This is a genomic window from Bacillus sp. PK6-16, from assembly GCF_056530295.1.
In genome coordinates this window covers 4,459,391-4,475,206 of sequence record NZ_CP096511.1, presented here as the reverse complement: position 1 = coordinate 4,475,206, position 15,816 = coordinate 4,459,391, and the positions used below count along the sequence as shown (strand labels likewise).

Here is a 15,816-nt window from a genome sequence, read left to right as displayed (position 1 = left end):
AAATTGCTGGATTAATCTTAATATAATTCAGAATATTTTGTCAAATAAAAATATGACAAATAAAATGCGGATCAATAGGGGAAACTACTTGCAGAAATGGACGGGGTTTAACGACCCACTGATTAAAGTTAAAGTAGGAGCAGATGCTATGTTATTTTATTTTGAACTTGTCGTCATTTTACTTTGTACGAAATTAGCTGGTGACATTAGTGTAAGACTTGGTCAGCCTTCTGTACTTGGTAAGTTAATTGTCGGTATTATTATCGGTCCGGCTGTACTTGGTATTATTAATAGTTCTGAACTGATTGATGAATTGAGTGAGATTGGTGTTTTGTTACTTATGTTTATGGCGGGACTTGAAACAGATTTAGAAGAGTTAAATCGGAATTTGAAATCGTCGTTTGCAGTAGCGGCCGGTGGAATTATTTTTCCTTTCATCGGTGGTTATGTAACAGGATTGCTGTTTGGATTAATACAATCCCATGCCATTTTTTTAGGGTTATTACTTTGCGCAACATCGGTTAGTATTACGGTGCAGACGCTACGTGATCTAGGAAAAATGAATACGAGAGAAAGTACAACAATTTTAGGTGCTGCCGTATTTGATGATGTCATTGTCGTTATTTTATTAGCATTTGTAATGAGTTTTTTAGGAACACAAGATGTGAATATAACACTGGTCATTGTAAAGAAAATTATTTTCTTTGTAAGTATTGTTTTTATTGCTTGGAAAGTCGTTCCTTGGATTATGAAAATGCTTGTCCCGCTTCGTGTAACAGAAGCGTTAATTAGTGCAGCTCTTATTATTTGCTTCTCTTTTTCTTATTACAGTGAAATGATGGGAATTGCAGGCATTATTGGAGCATTCGCAGCAGGAATTGCTATTTCTCAAACAGAGTATAAGCATGAAGTGGAACATAAAATTGAACCGATCGCTTATGCAATATTTGTTCCAGTATTCTTCGTAAGTATCGGAATGGAAATTACATTTCAAGGCATTGGAAGCCAGCTTTGGTTCATTATTATTATGACTCTCATTGCGATTTTCACAAAGTTAATCGGATCAGGTTTAGGAGCAAGGCTGACAGGGTTTAATCTCCAATCTTCTATTAGTATTGGCGCGGGGATGGTATCACGTGGTGAAGTAGCGCTTATCATCGCTGCAAATGGACTTACGGCGAATTTATTAGCGAAAGAAAATTTCACAGCGATTGTTATTGTTGTTATATTGACGACGATTATTACACCGCCACTTTTGAAGAAATATTTTGTATAGACGGGAAGGGCTTATCTGATGTAGGTAAGCTCTTTTTTATTCCCAAAAGCAATAGTCATATAGCATGAAGGGTTTGTAATTATGGTAAAATCTATGTATGTGATATGACAAGGAGAGGGAAGTGTGAAGATTACGAAGGAGAAGGTTATCGGTGTAATCGTACTTATTGCAGTATGTATACCATTTACTGCATGGAAAGAATCAAAAGTGAAAGATTTTCCGGTTTCTATTTTTTCGGAAGAAGCAGATGGTGAGTACGGTCAGAAGCTGAAATATACTGCTTTTTTACCTGATGTTGCGATTTGGATGAACGGTTGGGAAAAGAAGTGGACAGAAGGGGAAAGAACTGTTTATCAAAAAGGGAATCGCATTGTAAATGTGTTTCATCCTCCTGGCGATGATGGTTATTACCTTCTTGAAGCAAGAGAAAATAAGTGAACGCAACCGTAAGAAGTGGAGGTTAAATAGTGAAAGCTTCAACATTACTATTTAAAATTGAAAGTAATATGGATCAATTTTCACCAGCTGAGAAGAAGGTTGCCATGTACATAATGGAGAATGCAGAGATTGTACCGAATTTAACGACGAAAGAAGTGTCAACGAATGCAGGCGCAAGTGAAGCGAGTGTCGTTCGCTTTTGTAAATCGATTGGAATCGGAAGTTTTAAAGCATTTAAGATAGCACTCGTTCGTGAATTAACGATTGCTGATTATAATATTAACGATTTTTCAGTGATGAATACAGAAGATGGACCGTATGATTTATTTAATAAAGTTACTTATGTGAATAAAGCTGCAATTGAGGCGAGTGTTACTGCAATAGATAAGAGGGAACTTGAGAAAGCTGCAGATCTTATTGTAAATGCGAATAAAATTATATTTTACGGCGTAGGCGGATCAGCTACGCCAGCAATGGACGGGGCTTATAAATTTACGCGGCTCGGATTTACAGCGATGATGCTATCTGATTTTCATATGATGTTGCCGCTTGTGACAAATTTAAAAGAAGGCGATATATTTGTTGCGATTTCAACATCTGGTCGAACGAAAGATGTGCTTGAAATGGCGCAGTATGCAAAGAGACAAGGTGCAACTGTTATTGGAATTACGAAATTAGATCAATCATCACCCCTATATAAAGAAGCGGATATACGCCTTTGTATGCCAGATGTAGAACAAGATCATCGTATTGCGAGTATTGCTTCGAGAATGACACAATTGAATATGATCGATGCTTTATATGTTATTACTTTCAATCGAATTGGTAATAAAGTATTGGATCAATTTATGGAGACGCGAGAAGAAGCGTTGCGGTTACGGAAGTTAAAGTAGAAGAAAAGATGAGGAGACTCATCTTTTTTTTATCCCGTTAACGGGCAGTAAGCCCCCCACTTCAAAATTCAGCGGAAGCAAAGAAAGTTAGGTGGGGGATTAACTGCCCGTAAAAGCCCGAGTGGTGCGGGCTAATAATCAGTGGGGATGAACAAAACCCCCACTGATTAAAGTTTCACTTTATTATCTTTGACAAAAATATGTCATGTCGTGAAATTTTATTTCATAAAATAAGAAAGAGTTATTGATTTTTAGTTTCTTAAAGTTATAATAAAAGTGTGAAATATAATTTCAAAGAGGGTGGCAATATGTTAGAAAATTTATCGACAGAACATCGTAATGAGAAAACAATGAATCTGGATGAAATGAGTATAAAAGAAGTGTTGCAAAGTATGAATGAAGAAGATCGAACTGTTGCGTTAGCAGTTGAAAAAGAGATAGAACAAATTGAAAAGGTTGTACAGACTGTTATTAAATCTTTTGAAGAAGAGGGACGCTTAATTTACATTGGTGCTGGTACGAGTGGTCGTTTAGGTATTCTAGATGCAGTGGAATGTCCGCCGACATTTGGCACGGATGATAAAATGGTGCAAGGGTTTATAGCAGGTGGATTGAAAGCGTTTACTAAAGCGGTGGAAGGTGCCGAAGATCGCGAAGAGTTAGCGGAAGAAGATTTAAAAAGTATTGGATTAAATGAGAAAGATACAGTGATTGGAATTGCTGCAAGTGGCAGAACTCCTTACGTAATCGGCGGCTTGAAATACGCACAGAGCGTAGGAGCGAGTACAGCGAGTATTTCTTGTAATAAAAATGCTGAAATAAGTAAATATGCAAAGTTAAATGTGGAAGTAGAGACAGGTGCAGAAATATTAACAGGATCAACGCGTTTAAAAGCTGGTACAGCACAAAAATTAGTGCTGAATATGATTTCAACAGCTTCGATGATTGGTGTAGGAAAAGTATATAAAAACTTAATGGTAGATGTTCAATCCACAAATGAAAAGTTAGTAGAACGGTCAAAACGAATTATTGTGGAAGCAACAGGCGCTAGTTATGAAGTAGCGACAGAGTATTATGAAAAGGCAGAACGTAACGTAAAAGCTGCAATTGTTATGGTGTTGTTGCAGTGCGAATATGGGGAAGCACTGGAGAAATTAAAATACGCTAAAGGGTTTGTGAAGAAAGCACTATAAAATAATAGGGAGGGGGATTCTATTATGAAGAAAGAAGAGAGAATGGCCAAGGAAATTTCGGAGCAACTTGGAGGAATAAAAAATATTCGTAGTATTGCTCATTGTATGACGAGACTGCGATTAACGCTTCATGATGAAAGTAAAGTAAACATGGACCTTTTGAAAAAAGTTGAAGGCGTTATGGGTGTTATAGAAGATGAGACGCTTCAAGTTGTCGTTGGTCCGGGAACAGTAAATAAAGTGGCAGCTGAAATGGAAGGTTTGACAGGACTACGAATTGGTGAGGTAGCAGATCATCACCTTGAAGATATTGGGCAAGAGATGAAATCAGAGATTAAGAAGAAAAATAATACACCGGTGAAAAACTTTTTACGAAAAATAGGAAGTATTTTCATCCCATTAATTCCAGGTCTTGTTGCGTCAGGAATTATAAACGGGGTTGCTAACTTTGCGAAAAACGCTGGTGCTGATCCAAATGCAACGTGGTTACAAATGTTACTACTCATTGGCGGCGGTATCTTTACATTCCTAGGAATTTTAGTCGGCTGGAATACAGCGAAAGAGTTCGGCGGGACACCGGTTCTTGGGGCAATTGCTGGTATTTTAATTTTCAATCCAGCGATGGCAAACGTAAAATTGTTTGGTGAAGCATTAGTGCCTGGAAGAGGCGGATTGTTTGCAGTTATTTTTGCAGCATGGCTTATGGTTGTAGTGGAAAGACAAGTTCGAAAAGCAGTGCCGAATGCAGTTGATATAATCGTGACGCCACTCATTACTGTATTAGTTGTAAGTATCGTAACGATGTTAGCCATTCAGCCATTAGCAGGTTTCTTATCAGATGGTATTACGAGCGGAATTAATGCTATTTTAAATATTGGCGGAGCATTTGCTGGCGCAGTACTTGCGGGAACATTTTTACCTCTCGTTATGGTCGGATTGCATCACGGTTTAACACCAATTCATATGGAATTTATTAATCAAACACACGTAACACCTTTATTACCAGTACTCGCAATGGCTGGTGCTGGCCAAGTGGGCGCAGCAATTGCGATTTATGTGAAAACAAAAAACAAACGACTTCGTAACGTAATTAAAGGTGGATTGCCAGTTGGCTTTTTAGGAATTGGTGAGCCGTTATTATACGGGGTGACATTACCACTTGGGAAACCGTTTATTACTGCTTGTTTAGGAGCGGCTGTCGGTGGTGCATTCCAAGCAGTTATGCAAACAGCTTCTCTTGGAATTGGCGTATCAGGGCTATCTTTAATTCCATTAATTGCTGACAATAAATATTTACTATATTTCTTAGGTTTAGTAATTGCATATGCTTTTGGATTTATCTTTACGTACTTCTTCGGATTTAAAGAAGAAATGGCAGAAAACATATAGAGAAAGGGATTCCTTTCTCTTTTTCTATTAATAGAAAGGGAGATTTATATGATCGGAGTTTCCATTTATCTTTCAAAAGAACGAGTAGAGAAACAAGAAGAGTGGCTAAAAGTAGCGAAGGAAAATGGGTTTACATCTATTTTTACATCACTGCACATTCCAGAAGATGATCCAAATACGTATAAAGAGTTAATTCAAATATTAGGGAAACAAGCTCTTGCACATGAAATGGAGTTAATGGTTGATGTTTCTCCAAAATCGTTACATCATTTAGGGCTAACATATGAAAATGTGGAAGAACTATTGGACTGGGGCATTACCGGTTTAAGAATGGATTACGGCATTGCGCCAAAAGAAATTGCAAGCGTATCTCATAAGATGAAAGTAGCTTTAAATGCGAGTACGATTACAAAGCCATTTTGGAAAGAATTACTTGCAGAACATATAAGAGTAGAGAATGTAGAAGCGTGGCATAATTTTTATCCACGTCCAGAGACGGGACTAGCAAAGTCCTTCTTACAAAAACAAAATCAATATTTACAGAAGTGCGGAATAAAAACGATGGCATTTATTCCAGGAGATGCGGAAAAACGTGGTCCGTTATATGAAGGGTTACCAACGTTAGAAAAACATCGCAATATGCGCCCGCTTGAAGCGTACTTAGAACTTGTTCAAGATTGTGGTGTTGATAAAGTATTGATTGGAGATATAAGCGCAAGTTTGGAAAGTATGCAAGAAGTAGCTAGTGCGAGTAGAGGGATTATTCCATTGCGTTACAAATCATTTATAACTGATAAAGAAGTATTAAAAGTGGTGGAGCAAGTGCATACAAATAGACTAGATCCGGCTCGTGATGTTATTCGATCTGTAGAATCAAGGGAAGGAAATAGAGTGGTTTTACAGCCGATGCATACAATTGTAAGAAAGAAAGGCAGCATTACAATTGATAATGAATTGTACGGTAGATATGCAGGGGAGATGCAAGTTGCTACACATGATTTACCTGTAGATGAGAAAGTGAATGTTGTTGGAATAGTTGTGGAAGAGGACGTTTCTTTACTGCCTTATATTGGCGCTGGAAAAATGTTTCAACTTTTTCTATGCGATAGAATAAAAGCTTGAATTAGCGCTATTTTGTAAGAAAACATTATCTGTAAAACGGATAATGTTTTTTGTTTTCTTTAAAAAAGTATTTGACGAATGAAATAAAATACCGTATTGTTTTGACTTGTAAATAAAAGTTCACCATAACAAAACAAAAAAGGAGAGTTCAAAATGAATCAATATATTGGGAATTTAATTATTCGTATCGTGTTAGGAGTTACGTTCTTTGCACACGGTTTAGCAAAGTTTCAATCAGGTATCGATAACGTAGCAGGATGGTTTACAAGCATCGGTTTACCAGGTGGTCTTGCATACGGCGTAGCAACAGTTGAATTAGTTGGTGGTATATTATTAATTATCGGTTTAGGTGTACGATATGTAGGATTGTTATTCGCTCTTATTTTAGCTGGAGCTATCGTAAAGGTAAATGGAGCAGCAGGTTTATTAGGAGATGGAAAGAATCCAGGATATGAATTAGATCTTGCATTATTATCAATGGGTGCGTATTTATTCGTAGTAAAAGCAGAAGGATATGTAGATCGTTTCTTAAAAGAGAAAGTAATGAAAACGAAGTAAATTTTATTTATAAATTGTTGACTTGAATAATCATTGTAACTATAATGATTACAACTAATGAATTACGAATGAAACAATTTAAATATTTTTTTACACAAGATGTAACTAGATTGGTTACGTCTTGTGTAAAAATAAATAAACGGGAGGAAGTAATATGCCTAAATCAAATTTAGAAATTATTCAAAGCACGTATGAAGGATCAGCTTCTTCGAATGCAAAGCATTTAGCAGAAGCCCTCTCTGAAAAAGTGGAATGGACAGAGGCAGAAGGTTTCCCGTACGGCGGAACATATAAAGGCGTGGAAGCTATAATGAAAAATGTATTTAGCCGTTTAGGATCAGAATGGGATGCTTATAAAGCAAGTGTAAATACATATCATGAAGTAAACGGAAAAGATGTAATTGTTGCTGAAGGTATGTATTCTGGAGTTTATAAAGAAACAGGAAAATCATTTGAAGCAGAATTTGTTCATGTATGGCAACTTGAGAACGGAAAAATCGTGAAGTTTAAGCAATATGTAGATAGTCATATTGTTAGGGAAGCGATGAAGAGATAATGCTTTTTAAATGGATCGTAGGTATATGCATTACAATTATAGTAATTTTCTCGTCTATAGTTGGCGGAAAGAAATTGCTTGCATATGTGGAAAAAGAAAATGAAAATATTCAAACCGAGCGAGCGGCAAACGAAAAAGAGAAAAAAGCTGCAGAAGAAGCCCCGCAATTTAGTGAAGGTGAAATTATTTCTACTATGCATAAAATGGTGCATCAAAAGGTAAAATCCTCTGAAAAATGGGGATTTGTAGAGATGACAAAAAAGGAAATTTCTAATGTAAAAAGAGATATTGAAAATAGTACAGGTTTTCAATATAAAATGAAGTTATTTTCTATTATAAATAGATGGGAAAAAGGAGATTTTTCTCAAACTGTTGAGGAGCATAACTTTTTATGGAGCCTTCAAGGTGGAGATACTGGCAAGGCGACGGAACGTTTATCGCCAGAAGAGGAAAAGCAGTATATAAAAGAAATGAAGAGAAAATAAAAACATCGCCAACCCAGATGACGATGTTTTTTCATTAAGAATGTTTTCGCATTAAAGGTCTAACAGGCTGAACGGCAACAGTTTTAAAATGAGAAAATAAATAACATCCTGTTACAACGACAATTGTCCCTAAAATTTGTATCCACGTTAATTCTTCTCCGAGGAATATGAATGCCAAAATGGCTGTGAAAATTGGATTGAAGTTTAGAAAAATACCTGATGTAGTTGCGCCTAATTTTTGTACACCAATATTCCAAAATACCATACAAAGAACTGTCGAAATAAGCCCAGTATATAAAAGTGATGTGATGAAAGAAGTATTTATATTTGAAACAGTGAAGCTACCTATGTTAAACGGTAGTAATAAAATAACGCCGAAAATACCAGAGTACAACGTTGCCATAAGTGGTGTAGTTGTTTTTGTTGCCCATTTACTACAAACAGAATAGATTCCCCAAATACAAACTGCTGCAATCATCCATAAATCGCCGCTATTAAAATGTAGTGAAAATAAAAGCGAGAAATTACCTTTTAATAGGACGAGGATAACCCCGAAGAATGAAAGAATCATGGATAGGATTTGAAGTGTATTTACTTTTTCTTTTAGAAATAATACTGAAAATAATGCGATTGAAATTGCATTCAATGTAGAGATAAGACCTACATTCGTAGCGGATGTTTTTTCTAATGCTAAAAATTGAAAGATGTTAAAAAGAGCGACCCCTGAAATTCCCATCAATATTAAAGGAAGTATTGCGGTACGTGGTGGAAGGATTTTCTTTTCTTTAAACCATACCATCGGTAATAAACAAACAATCGCAATCATCCATCTTAAATTTGTCAGTGTCATCGGCGATGCATGATCGACGAGTGATTTTCCAACGACAAAATTTCCTCCCCATAATAAGCTCGTTAGTAATAGTAAAAAGACGTAAAAATAAGGCATGCTAAAATCCCCTTTTTTATAATCAATACGAATTGTAAATAATTTTAGCATTTTTCTTTATTGTATAATATATTCTTTTGTATAATGGTGAAAACTCGATAAAATATTTATCTGTGAATGATATTTACAGAATGATATTCAGTTTCGGATAAATTATAAGGTGTTTTTTCGAATAATCATCGGTAAGAAAAAAGGGGGAATTGTAATGGAGTCGTCTGTTATTAAAGTGTTGGATGATTTGGATGTACAAATTTTAGATATATTGCAGAAGGAGTCACAAGTAAGTAATGCAGAGTTGGCACGTCGCGTTAATTTATCACCAGCTGCGATGCATGCAAGAATAAAAAGGTTAGATGGGGAAGGTTTCATCGATAAGCAAGTTGCGATTTTAAATCAAGAAAAGCTTGGGTTTGATTTATTATGCTTTATTTTTATGAGTACGAATATTCATCAATTTGACAAGTTGGAAGTGTTGGAGAAAGAATTAGAATCGATGCCGGAAGTGTTAGAATGTCACTGTTTAACAGGGGAGTACGATTATTTATTAAAGGTTGCAAATCGTGATCGTAAAGAACTAGAGCAGTTTATTAGAAAGCTGAATAAGCTTGGTATTACAAGGATACAGACAAGTTTAGCACTTCGTGAAATTAAATATTCAACAGTATTGCCGATACGAGATGAGGAACCGAGCATCAATTAGATTGCTTGGTTTTTTGTTTGCATAAAGTGATTGACGAGGAGAAAAGAGAGATGTATTATTATATAAAATTATGAATTAAAATTCATTTTAAGTTATAAATATTAATATTGAGGGGCAAGGGGATGTAATATGAAAATCTGTAATGCGGTGACGAGTGATGTGAAAGAAATTTATAGTCTTATTGAGGTTTATGCAAAAGAGGGAGTTGTTTTACCACGTTCTCTTTTGTCTCTTTATCAATATTTGCAATGTTTATATGTTATGAAAGAAGACGAGAGAATTGTTGGAGTTGCTGGTTTACATGTATTAGGGGAGGACCTAGCAGAAGTCCGGTCGTTAGTCGTTTCGCATACATATGCAGGAAAAGGGATTGGACGTATGTTAGTGAATCATGTCATGAATGAAGCTGCGAAAATAAAAGTGAGTAGAGTTATTTCTTTAACATATGAAACGGAATTTTTTCAAAAGTGCGGGTTTGATTTTGTGAATAGAGATGCATTGCCAGAGAAAGTATGGATTGATTGTAGGCATTGTCCAAAGGTTGATTATTGTGATGAGGTGGCGATGATTCGGTATGTTGGGTGAATTTTTCAGACAGAAAAAGTCCCACTATTATTTACGTAATAGTGGGCATCTATGTTTTAGGGGAAATTAAGAACTTGAATTCGTTTTTCTTACTGCAAACTTAAAAATGGGGTTTTTAAGTTCATAGTTATAAGTAGAACCATCGACAAGCCCTACAACTTTATCGCTATCATAAAGATCGAGCATAAATTGTGCCATTTGTTTTGCAGTGTGGAATTTTGGTACAACATTATCGTATTGGAATTCATCAATATCAAATGAACGCTTCGCAAATTCTGTTTCAGTTGCAGCAGGAGCTAAAACTTTTGCTTGCAGTTTTGCGCCTTGTTCTTTCAGTTCGTGAGACAGCCCTTCTGTAAATGCACTTACATAGAATTTCGTAGCGCAATACGTAACAGCATCAGCAACAATCGTGTATCCGCCGCCCGATGAAACGTTAATAAGCTGTGTTCCGTCAACCTTTGAATAATCTCGAACGAAAAGAGAAGAGAGTATTGTTAGTGCTTCTATATTGACATGCAACATCGTCTCGATTTTATTTAAATTTTGTTCAGCAATTGAGGCGAAATTACCAAAACCTGCGTTGTTAATCCACGTTTCAATTTGAAAAGATTGTAGGCTTTCATAAAGTTTATAAACATCTTCAGTAACAGATAAATCAGTTCTTCGAATGACAACATCCAATTCTGGATGCATTTCGTTAATTTTCAATTTTAATTCGTTTAATTCTTCTTGTCTTCGAGCTACAAGTACTAAATTTTTTCCGCGAGATGCAAATGCTAAAGCTGCTTCATAACCAATTCCGGAACTTGCGCCAGTAATAACAGTGTATTTCATATAAAATCCCCCTAAGTTCAAATGAATTTATTATGGTTAGATTGTATTTGTTAGAGTATACTCTAAGTCAAATGTTTTTTATAAATTTGATACGGTCATAAAATATATGAGGGTAAGCATGTGGAGGGAGTTTTAGTATGTACACAATTAGCGAGGTAGCAAAATTATTAGGCGTGAGCACACATACACTACGTTATTATGAAAAGGAAAATATATTAATTGCAAATCGAGATACAAATGGAAATCGACTTTACGAAGAGTCACATATAAAGTGGTTGCAGTTTGTAATGAAATTAAAACAAACGCAAATGCCAATAGCGAAAATAAGAGAATACGCTAGATTATATACAGAAGGGGAGCATACAACAGAAGCTCGTTTACAGCTCCTAGAAGATCATAGGAAATCTATTCAGATTCAAAGAGAAAACTTAGAAGTTACAGAGAAGATGCTCGAGAATAAAATTCGTGCTTACAAAAGCTCATTGGAAAATAAATAGAAAACAAAATTCGCTCCTTAGTTATAGGATAAACATGGATTTGATCTCATAGTGTGTTGGTAAATAAAGAAGAGCAGCTAGCAAAAGCTAACTGCTCTATTCAAGGGATCTCTCCAAGGGGGAGTGGAGAAAATATTATGTTACTAGCAGTATTGACAGATTATTGAGAAATATACAAATCAGATGAAAGAAATTTTAAATAAACTTTCGCCATTGACAGTTTTTAAAATGTTCATGTACAATATATATATGAATGACATTCAGTCATTTTTATGTGACAGGATGCAGTTAGCTTAGAAATGGAACAAATAAAATGGTAAATGAGGATGATAGTTGTTTTTATATAGTATTGATGAAAGAGTATATTTTTTTAAAACAAAAATGACTGATAGTCAGTCATAAGAGGTGAGAGGTATGAAAAATAAAGCTTGGTTATATGTCATATTAACATGTATCTTTGAAATTTTTTGGGTGTTTGGTTTTAATACGGCTAATACTTGGTGGCATTGGATTATTATTTTAGGAGTTATCGCTGTTGATTTTCACTTCCTTTCTAAAGCGTGTGAACATCTTGCAACAGGGACTGTATATGCTGTTTTCGCCGGAGCTGGTACGGTAGGTACTTTCTTGATGGATGTATTTCTTTTCGGCGGAAGTTTCAGTGTAGGGAAGTTATTTTTTATCGTGATGGTTGTAGCTGGCGTTATCGGTTTAAAGCTTGCTGATAATAAAGAAGAAACTGTGGAAGGAGCTGCTTAAAGATGGGTTGGTTTTTCGTATTTTGTGCTGCAATTAGTGAAATAGTCGGTGTGATAGGACTTAAAATGTATAGTAAAGATAAAACATTAGCCAATGGTGCAATTTATATAGGTGGGTTTGCTACATCCTTCGCATTCTTGTATACATCTTTCTTATTTTTACAAGTCAGTGTCGCGTATGCGGTTTGGATCGGTATTGGAACAGCAGGTGCAGTTTTGTTAAACATGTTCTTGTTTGGTGAGTCGAAAAGTAAAGCGCGTATTATTAGTGTGTTTCTTATTGTATGTGGAGTGACAGGATTAAAGGCACTTTCTTAAAGATATATTGTATTTTTATCTCCTAATTGTTTATTAGGAGATTTTATTATAAAAAAATGACGTCCTCTTAGAGTTCACTATCATTGACAGTACAATCAATTATCTTATAAAATGAGTGACAGTCATTCAATATGCGTGTGAAAGGGTTTAGATGATGAATAAAAAAGAGAAAATTGTCTATGCAGCTATTGAAGTGTTTCAGGAAAAGGGCGTCGAAAAAACGAAGATTTCTGATATCGTGAAATTAGCTGGCATTGCGCAAGGAACTTTCTATTTATATTTTCCTTCTAAGCTATCTGTTATGCCTGCAATAGCAGAAGTGATGGTTGAAAAGATGATACTTGCAGTGAAAGAGAAAGTACAAAAAGATGTACCTTTTTCAAATAAAGTGGCACAAGTAATCGATGCGGTGTTTCAATTTATAGAGGAATACCGTGAAATACAAGCTTTAATGTATGCAGGTCTTGCATCTACAGAACATATAAAAGAGTGGGAAGCTGTGTATGAGCCTCTTTATATGTGGTTAAGCGAATTTTTAAGTGAGGCGAAAGAAGCTGGTGAAATTCGTGATTCGGTTCACGCAGAGCGAACAGCGAAGTTATTTATCGCTCTAGTTGAATCAGCAGCGGAACAAGTTTATTTATATGATCATAAAGATGATGAGCAAGTGGATTTGCAAAAGGCAGAAGTACTAGATTTTTTAACACATGCACTACATATAAAGAAGTAGTAAGATGAACCTGTCTGAAAAGGTAGGTTCATTTTTGAGGAAAACTGAATGATAGTCATTCACCTAATGCTTATGTATGTGTGGAAGGATAGAGTGAAATTCTAATGAGTGGAGGCATCCTCACTCATTACTAGCCCGCAAAGAGCAGGATAAAGAAAAAGCTTCTTGGGCATTATTTTTTGAGAGGAACTTACGGGAAGAGGTGTTAGAAAGTGAAGAAACCGATAAAAGAACAAAAGATGGTATTGGTCATTCTTTTGAGTAATATATTTATCGCTTTTTTAGGGATTGGATTAATCATTCCGGTTATGCCGTCCTTTATGAATGATATGCATTTAACAGGGAAGACGATGGGATATCTCGTTGCAGTGTTTGCAATGGCACAGCTCATTACTTCACCTATTACAGGCCGGTGGGTTGATCTTTACGGTAGAAAGAAAATGATAATCATTGGATTATTTATTTTTGGTGTTTCAGAGCTTCTTTTTGGATTAGGAAAAGATGTATGGATGCTTTATGTAGCAAGGGTATTAGGCGGAATTAGTGCTGCTTTTATTATGCCTGGTGTTACGGCATATGTTGCGGATATTACATCTATTCAGGAACGTCCAAAGGCGATGGGATACTTATCTGCGGCTATTAGTACTGGATTCATTATAGGGCCTGGAATCGGCGGATTTATTGCAGAATACGGTATACGTGTGCCGTTTTTCGTTGCAGCAGCAATTGCTTTTATAGCATGTGTGATTTCAATCTTTATTTTAAAAGAACCGTTAACGAAAGAAGAACTTGCAGAGATTTCTTCTAATACGAAAGAATCAAGTTTTATTGGTGATTTAAAGAAATCATTACATCCAATGTATGCAATTGCATTTATTATCGTATTTGTACTCGCATTCGGATTATCGGCGTATGAAACTGTGTTTAGCTTATTCTCAGATCATAAATTTGGTTTCTCGCCGAAAGATATTGCAGCAATTATTACAATCAGTTCAATCTTTGGGGTAGTTGTGCAAGTATTTATGTTTGGTAAATTGGTTGATATGTTCGGTGAAAAAGTGTTAATTCAAATCTGTTTAATTGTAGGTGCAGTATTAGCGTTCGTTTCAACTGTAGTCTTTAATTATTGGATTGTACTTCTCGTTACTTGCTTTATTTTCCTTGCATTTGATTTGCTTCGCCCAGCTTTAACGACGTTTTTATCAAAAGCAGCTGGAAAAGAGCAAGGATTCGTTGCTGGTATGAACTCGACTTATACGAGTTTAGGAAATATAGCAGGACCAGCGATGGGCGGAATATTATTTGATATGAATATTCATTATCCATATGCATTTTCAGGAGTTGTCTTAATAGTTGGTCTCGCTATTACATTTATGTGGAGAGAGAAACAGTTAGCTGAAAGTTTTGCGAAGTAATCAAACCCCTTACAACGGTAAGGGGTTTTTGTTTTATAAACTTAATCCAAATCGTTGTAATTCAATAAAAATCCTCTCTAATTGCTTTCCTTTATCCGTTAATGTGTACTCTACACGAGGCGGAACTTCTGGATATACTTTTCTCGTTATAATGCCTTGAGACTCTAATTCTTTTAGTCGAAGCGATAATGTTTTCGGGCTAATCCCGTCCATTGATTTTTGTAAATCACTAAAGCGTAAGGTTCCTTCGATAAGAAGGTCGCGAATGATTAAAAACGTCCATTTTGTACGAATTACATCAAGCGTTTTAGCGATGGGACAAGGTATGTCAGGTAAACCTTTCGTTAATTCAACCGGATTTATATCGTTCATGGAACTAGCCTCACCGCCATCAACCTAAGAAATGCAAATACCCTCAAAACGAAAAATGAATATTTTATTACAAGTTAGTACAAAATTTCGTTCTGGGGGTACTATAAAATTTTAGCTGAATAACGATGTGGTGGGACCAAAAAATGCGTTTTAGTCTTTAAACACGCTCAGTTTTTCAAATAGATCTCCCAGGATATTGATAAACATTTCTTTTTCCTCATCGCTGTAGTTTTCCATTACCGCAGAGATTTTACTGAAATGACCGGGTAGAAATTGTTTCAGTTGTTCTTTTCCCTCTTTTGTCAGTTCAATGCTGATTTTTCGTTTATCCTTATTTTGATGCGTGCGGCTGACAAAACCGTCCCTCACCAGCCCGTCCAGCAAACCTGTAATCGTTGCTTTCGTAACGTTTGATTGCTTTGCAAGTTCTGTCGGACTTAACGAGTGGTCTTTTGCGTCGAAGAGTAGCATCAGGATTTTGAATTTTCCTTCAGACAGCCCTCTGCCTGCAAAGTAACGCTCCATCACATGATTCATTTTTTTTGATATATCAAATAGAGATAAAAACAATTCAAGAGAACTAGCATCTATATTGGAATACGTCTCGGTGTGTTCTGTTAAATACTTATATTTAGGTAAATGTTTTAATTCCATTAAAATAAGCTCCCGTTCGTTCGTTATGACACGATTATAAAGGAGTTAATATCATAATACAACCTGACTTAAAGATGATTGACAATTTTTCTGA

General features: G+C 35.8%; 20 protein-coding genes. 16 read left to right on the top strand and 4 right to left on the bottom strand.

The window, feature by feature from the left end; all coding sequences use genetic code 11:
- The first annotated feature begins 52 nt into the window (after positions 1–52).
- From M1D66_RS22970 to M1D66_RS22930, 9 genes are all read left to right on the top strand, one after another.
- Entirely contained in the window at positions 53–1,276 is a 1,224-nt protein-coding gene (locus M1D66_RS22970) for a cation:proton antiporter (RefSeq protein WP_371856375.1), read from the top strand.
- A 123-nt stretch (positions 1,277–1,399) separates the two neighbouring features.
- Positions 1,400–1,714 (top strand): hypothetical protein, encoded by a 315-nt coding sequence (locus M1D66_RS22965; RefSeq protein ID WP_000704958.1) that lies wholly within the window; start codon positions 1,400–1,402, stop codon positions 1,712–1,714.
- Between the two features lie 29 nt (positions 1,715–1,743).
- Positions 1,744–2,607, top strand: coding sequence for a MurR/RpiR family transcriptional regulator (locus M1D66_RS22960; protein WP_000648170.1), 864 nt, complete (start codon positions 1,744–1,746; stop codon positions 2,605–2,607).
- Between the two features lie 308 nt (positions 2,608–2,915).
- Entirely contained in the window at positions 2,916–3,800 is an 885-nt protein-coding gene (gene murQ / locus M1D66_RS22955) for an N-acetylmuramic acid 6-phosphate etherase (protein ID WP_000892348.1), read from the top strand.
- Between the two features lie 24 nt (positions 3,801–3,824).
- Complete coding sequence (locus M1D66_RS22950) at positions 3,825–5,189, top strand: PTS transporter subunit EIIC (RefSeq protein ID WP_000711293.1); 1,365 nt, start codon at positions 3,825–3,827, stop codon at positions 5,187–5,189.
- 48 nt (positions 5,190–5,237) lie between these two features.
- Positions 5,238–6,311, top strand: coding sequence for a DUF871 domain-containing protein (locus tag M1D66_RS22945; RefSeq protein ID WP_016125519.1), 1,074 nt, complete (start codon positions 5,238–5,240; stop codon positions 6,309–6,311).
- 153 nt (positions 6,312–6,464) lie between these two features.
- Positions 6,465–6,869 carry a DoxX family protein gene (locus M1D66_RS22940; protein WP_001077751.1) on the top strand — a complete coding sequence of 135 codons (405 nt, stop codon included), beginning with the start codon at positions 6,465–6,467 and terminating at the stop codon, positions 6,867–6,869.
- 154 nt (positions 6,870–7,023) lie between these two features.
- Complete coding sequence (locus M1D66_RS22935) at positions 7,024–7,425, top strand: nuclear transport factor 2 family protein (RefSeq protein WP_242554855.1); 402 nt, start codon at positions 7,024–7,026, stop codon at positions 7,423–7,425.
- The gene (locus M1D66_RS22930) at positions 7,425–7,910 is read left to right on the top strand and encodes a PRK06770 family protein (RefSeq protein WP_086385354.1); all 486 of its coding nucleotides are present in this window, start codon (positions 7,425–7,427) and stop codon (positions 7,908–7,910) included. Before M1D66_RS22935 ends, M1D66_RS22930 begins: the two co-directional genes overlap by 1 nt.
- Positions 7,911–7,944: 34 nt before the next feature.
- On the opposite strand, the gene M1D66_RS22925 is transcribed toward M1D66_RS22930, so the two are convergent.
- A complete protein-coding gene (locus tag M1D66_RS22925) occupies positions 7,945–8,856 on the bottom strand; it encodes a DMT family transporter (RefSeq protein ID WP_001146244.1) in 912 nt (303 codons plus the stop codon).
- A 205-nt stretch (positions 8,857–9,061) separates the two neighbouring features.
- Between M1D66_RS22925 and M1D66_RS22920 the strand changes: the two genes are divergently transcribed.
- A complete protein-coding gene (locus M1D66_RS22920) occupies positions 9,062–9,556 on the top strand; it encodes an Lrp/AsnC family transcriptional regulator (RefSeq protein WP_000446096.1) in 495 nt (164 codons plus the stop codon).
- A 129-nt stretch (positions 9,557–9,685) separates the two neighbouring features.
- Positions 9,686–10,141, top strand: coding sequence for an N-acetyltransferase (locus M1D66_RS22915; protein ID WP_000686669.1), 456 nt, complete (start codon positions 9,686–9,688; stop codon positions 10,139–10,141).
- A gap of 66 nt (positions 10,142–10,207) precedes the next feature.
- On the opposite strand, the gene M1D66_RS22910 is transcribed toward M1D66_RS22915, so the two are convergent.
- Positions 10,208–10,978 carry an SDR family NAD(P)-dependent oxidoreductase gene (locus M1D66_RS22910; protein WP_000878077.1) on the bottom strand — a complete coding sequence of 257 codons (771 nt, stop codon included), beginning with the start codon at positions 10,976–10,978 and terminating at the stop codon, positions 10,208–10,210.
- A 137-nt stretch (positions 10,979–11,115) separates the two neighbouring features.
- On the opposite strand from M1D66_RS22910, the gene M1D66_RS22905 reads away from it, so the two are divergent.
- The 5 genes from M1D66_RS22905 to M1D66_RS22885 all read left to right on the top strand — a co-directional run bounded on the left by M1D66_RS22905 (position 11,116) and on the right by M1D66_RS22885 (position 14,696).
- Positions 11,116–11,475, top strand: coding sequence for a MerR family transcriptional regulator (locus M1D66_RS22905; RefSeq protein WP_000288066.1), 360 nt, complete (start codon positions 11,116–11,118; stop codon positions 11,473–11,475).
- Between the two features lie 414 nt (positions 11,476–11,889).
- Positions 11,890–12,234 carry a DMT family transporter gene (locus M1D66_RS22900; RefSeq protein WP_000790626.1) on the top strand — a complete coding sequence of 115 codons (345 nt, stop codon included), beginning with the start codon at positions 11,890–11,892 and terminating at the stop codon, positions 12,232–12,234.
- Between the two features lie 2 nt (positions 12,235–12,236).
- Complete coding sequence (locus M1D66_RS22895) at positions 12,237–12,551, top strand: DMT family transporter (protein ID WP_000539671.1); 315 nt, start codon at positions 12,237–12,239, stop codon at positions 12,549–12,551.
- A gap of 151 nt (positions 12,552–12,702) precedes the next feature.
- On the top strand, positions 12,703–13,281 hold the full coding sequence (locus M1D66_RS22890; protein ID WP_002023345.1) for a TetR/AcrR family transcriptional regulator: 579 nt from the start codon (positions 12,703–12,705) through the stop codon (positions 13,279–13,281).
- Between the two features lie 212 nt (positions 13,282–13,493).
- Positions 13,494–14,696, top strand: a complete 1,203-nt coding sequence (locus M1D66_RS22885) for an MFS transporter (protein WP_000742952.1) — start codon at positions 13,494–13,496, stop codon at positions 14,694–14,696.
- Between the two features lie 33 nt (positions 14,697–14,729).
- On the opposite strand, the gene M1D66_RS22880 is transcribed toward M1D66_RS22885, so the two are convergent.
- Positions 14,730–15,068 (bottom strand): winged helix-turn-helix transcriptional regulator, encoded by a 339-nt coding sequence (locus tag M1D66_RS22880; protein ID WP_242554854.1) that lies wholly within the window; start codon positions 15,066–15,068, stop codon positions 14,730–14,732.
- Between the two features lie 150 nt (positions 15,069–15,218).
- Complete coding sequence (gene yetL, locus M1D66_RS22875; RefSeq protein ID WP_000420689.1) at positions 15,219–15,722, bottom strand: transcriptional regulator YetL; 504 nt, start codon at positions 15,720–15,722, stop codon at positions 15,219–15,221.
- Between the last annotated feature and the right edge of the window lie 94 nt (positions 15,723–15,816).

Excerpts from the sequence above, each read along its gene's own strand:
- M1D66_RS22970 (WP_371856375.1), top strand. The coding sequence starts at position 53 with ATGACAAATAAAATGCGGATCAATAGGGGAAACTACTTGCAGAAATGG.
- murQ (WP_000892348.1), top strand. The coding sequence starts at position 2,916 with ATGTTAGAAAATTTATCGACAGAACATCGTAATGAGAAAACAATGAAT.
- M1D66_RS22950 (WP_000711293.1), top strand. The coding sequence starts at position 3,825 with ATGAAGAAAGAAGAGAGAATGGCCAAGGAAATTTCGGAGCAACTTGGA.
- M1D66_RS22945 (WP_016125519.1), top strand. The coding sequence starts at position 5,238 with ATGATCGGAGTTTCCATTTATCTTTCAAAAGAACGAGTAGAGAAACAA.
- M1D66_RS22940 (WP_001077751.1), top strand. The coding sequence starts at position 6,465 with ATGAATCAATATATTGGGAATTTAATTATTCGTATCGTGTTAGGAGTT.
- M1D66_RS22935 (WP_242554855.1), top strand. The coding sequence starts at position 7,024 with ATGCCTAAATCAAATTTAGAAATTATTCAAAGCACGTATGAAGGATCA.
- M1D66_RS22930 (WP_086385354.1), top strand. The coding sequence starts at position 7,425 with ATGCTTTTTAAATGGATCGTAGGTATATGCATTACAATTATAGTAATT.
- M1D66_RS22925 (WP_001146244.1), bottom strand. The coding sequence starts at position 8,856 with ATGCCTTATTTTTACGTCTTTTTACTATTACTAACGAGCTTATTATGG.
- M1D66_RS22920 (WP_000446096.1), top strand. The coding sequence starts at position 9,062 with ATGGAGTCGTCTGTTATTAAAGTGTTGGATGATTTGGATGTACAAATT.
- M1D66_RS22915 (WP_000686669.1), top strand. The coding sequence starts at position 9,686 with ATGAAAATCTGTAATGCGGTGACGAGTGATGTGAAAGAAATTTATAGT.
- M1D66_RS22910 (WP_000878077.1), bottom strand. The coding sequence starts at position 10,978 with ATGAAATACACTGTTATTACTGGCGCAAGTTCCGGAATTGGTTATGAA.
- M1D66_RS22905 (WP_000288066.1), top strand. The coding sequence starts at position 11,116 with ATGTACACAATTAGCGAGGTAGCAAAATTATTAGGCGTGAGCACACAT.
- M1D66_RS22900 (WP_000790626.1), top strand. The coding sequence starts at position 11,890 with ATGAAAAATAAAGCTTGGTTATATGTCATATTAACATGTATCTTTGAA.
- M1D66_RS22895 (WP_000539671.1), top strand. The coding sequence starts at position 12,237 with ATGGGTTGGTTTTTCGTATTTTGTGCTGCAATTAGTGAAATAGTCGGT.
- M1D66_RS22890 (WP_002023345.1), top strand. The coding sequence starts at position 12,703 with ATGATGAATAAAAAAGAGAAAATTGTCTATGCAGCTATTGAAGTGTTT.
- M1D66_RS22880 (WP_242554854.1), bottom strand. The coding sequence starts at position 15,068 with ATGAACGATATAAATCCGGTTGAATTAACGAAAGGTTTACCTGACATA.
- yetL (WP_000420689.1), bottom strand. The coding sequence starts at position 15,722 with ATGGAATTAAAACATTTACCTAAATATAAGTATTTAACAGAACACACC.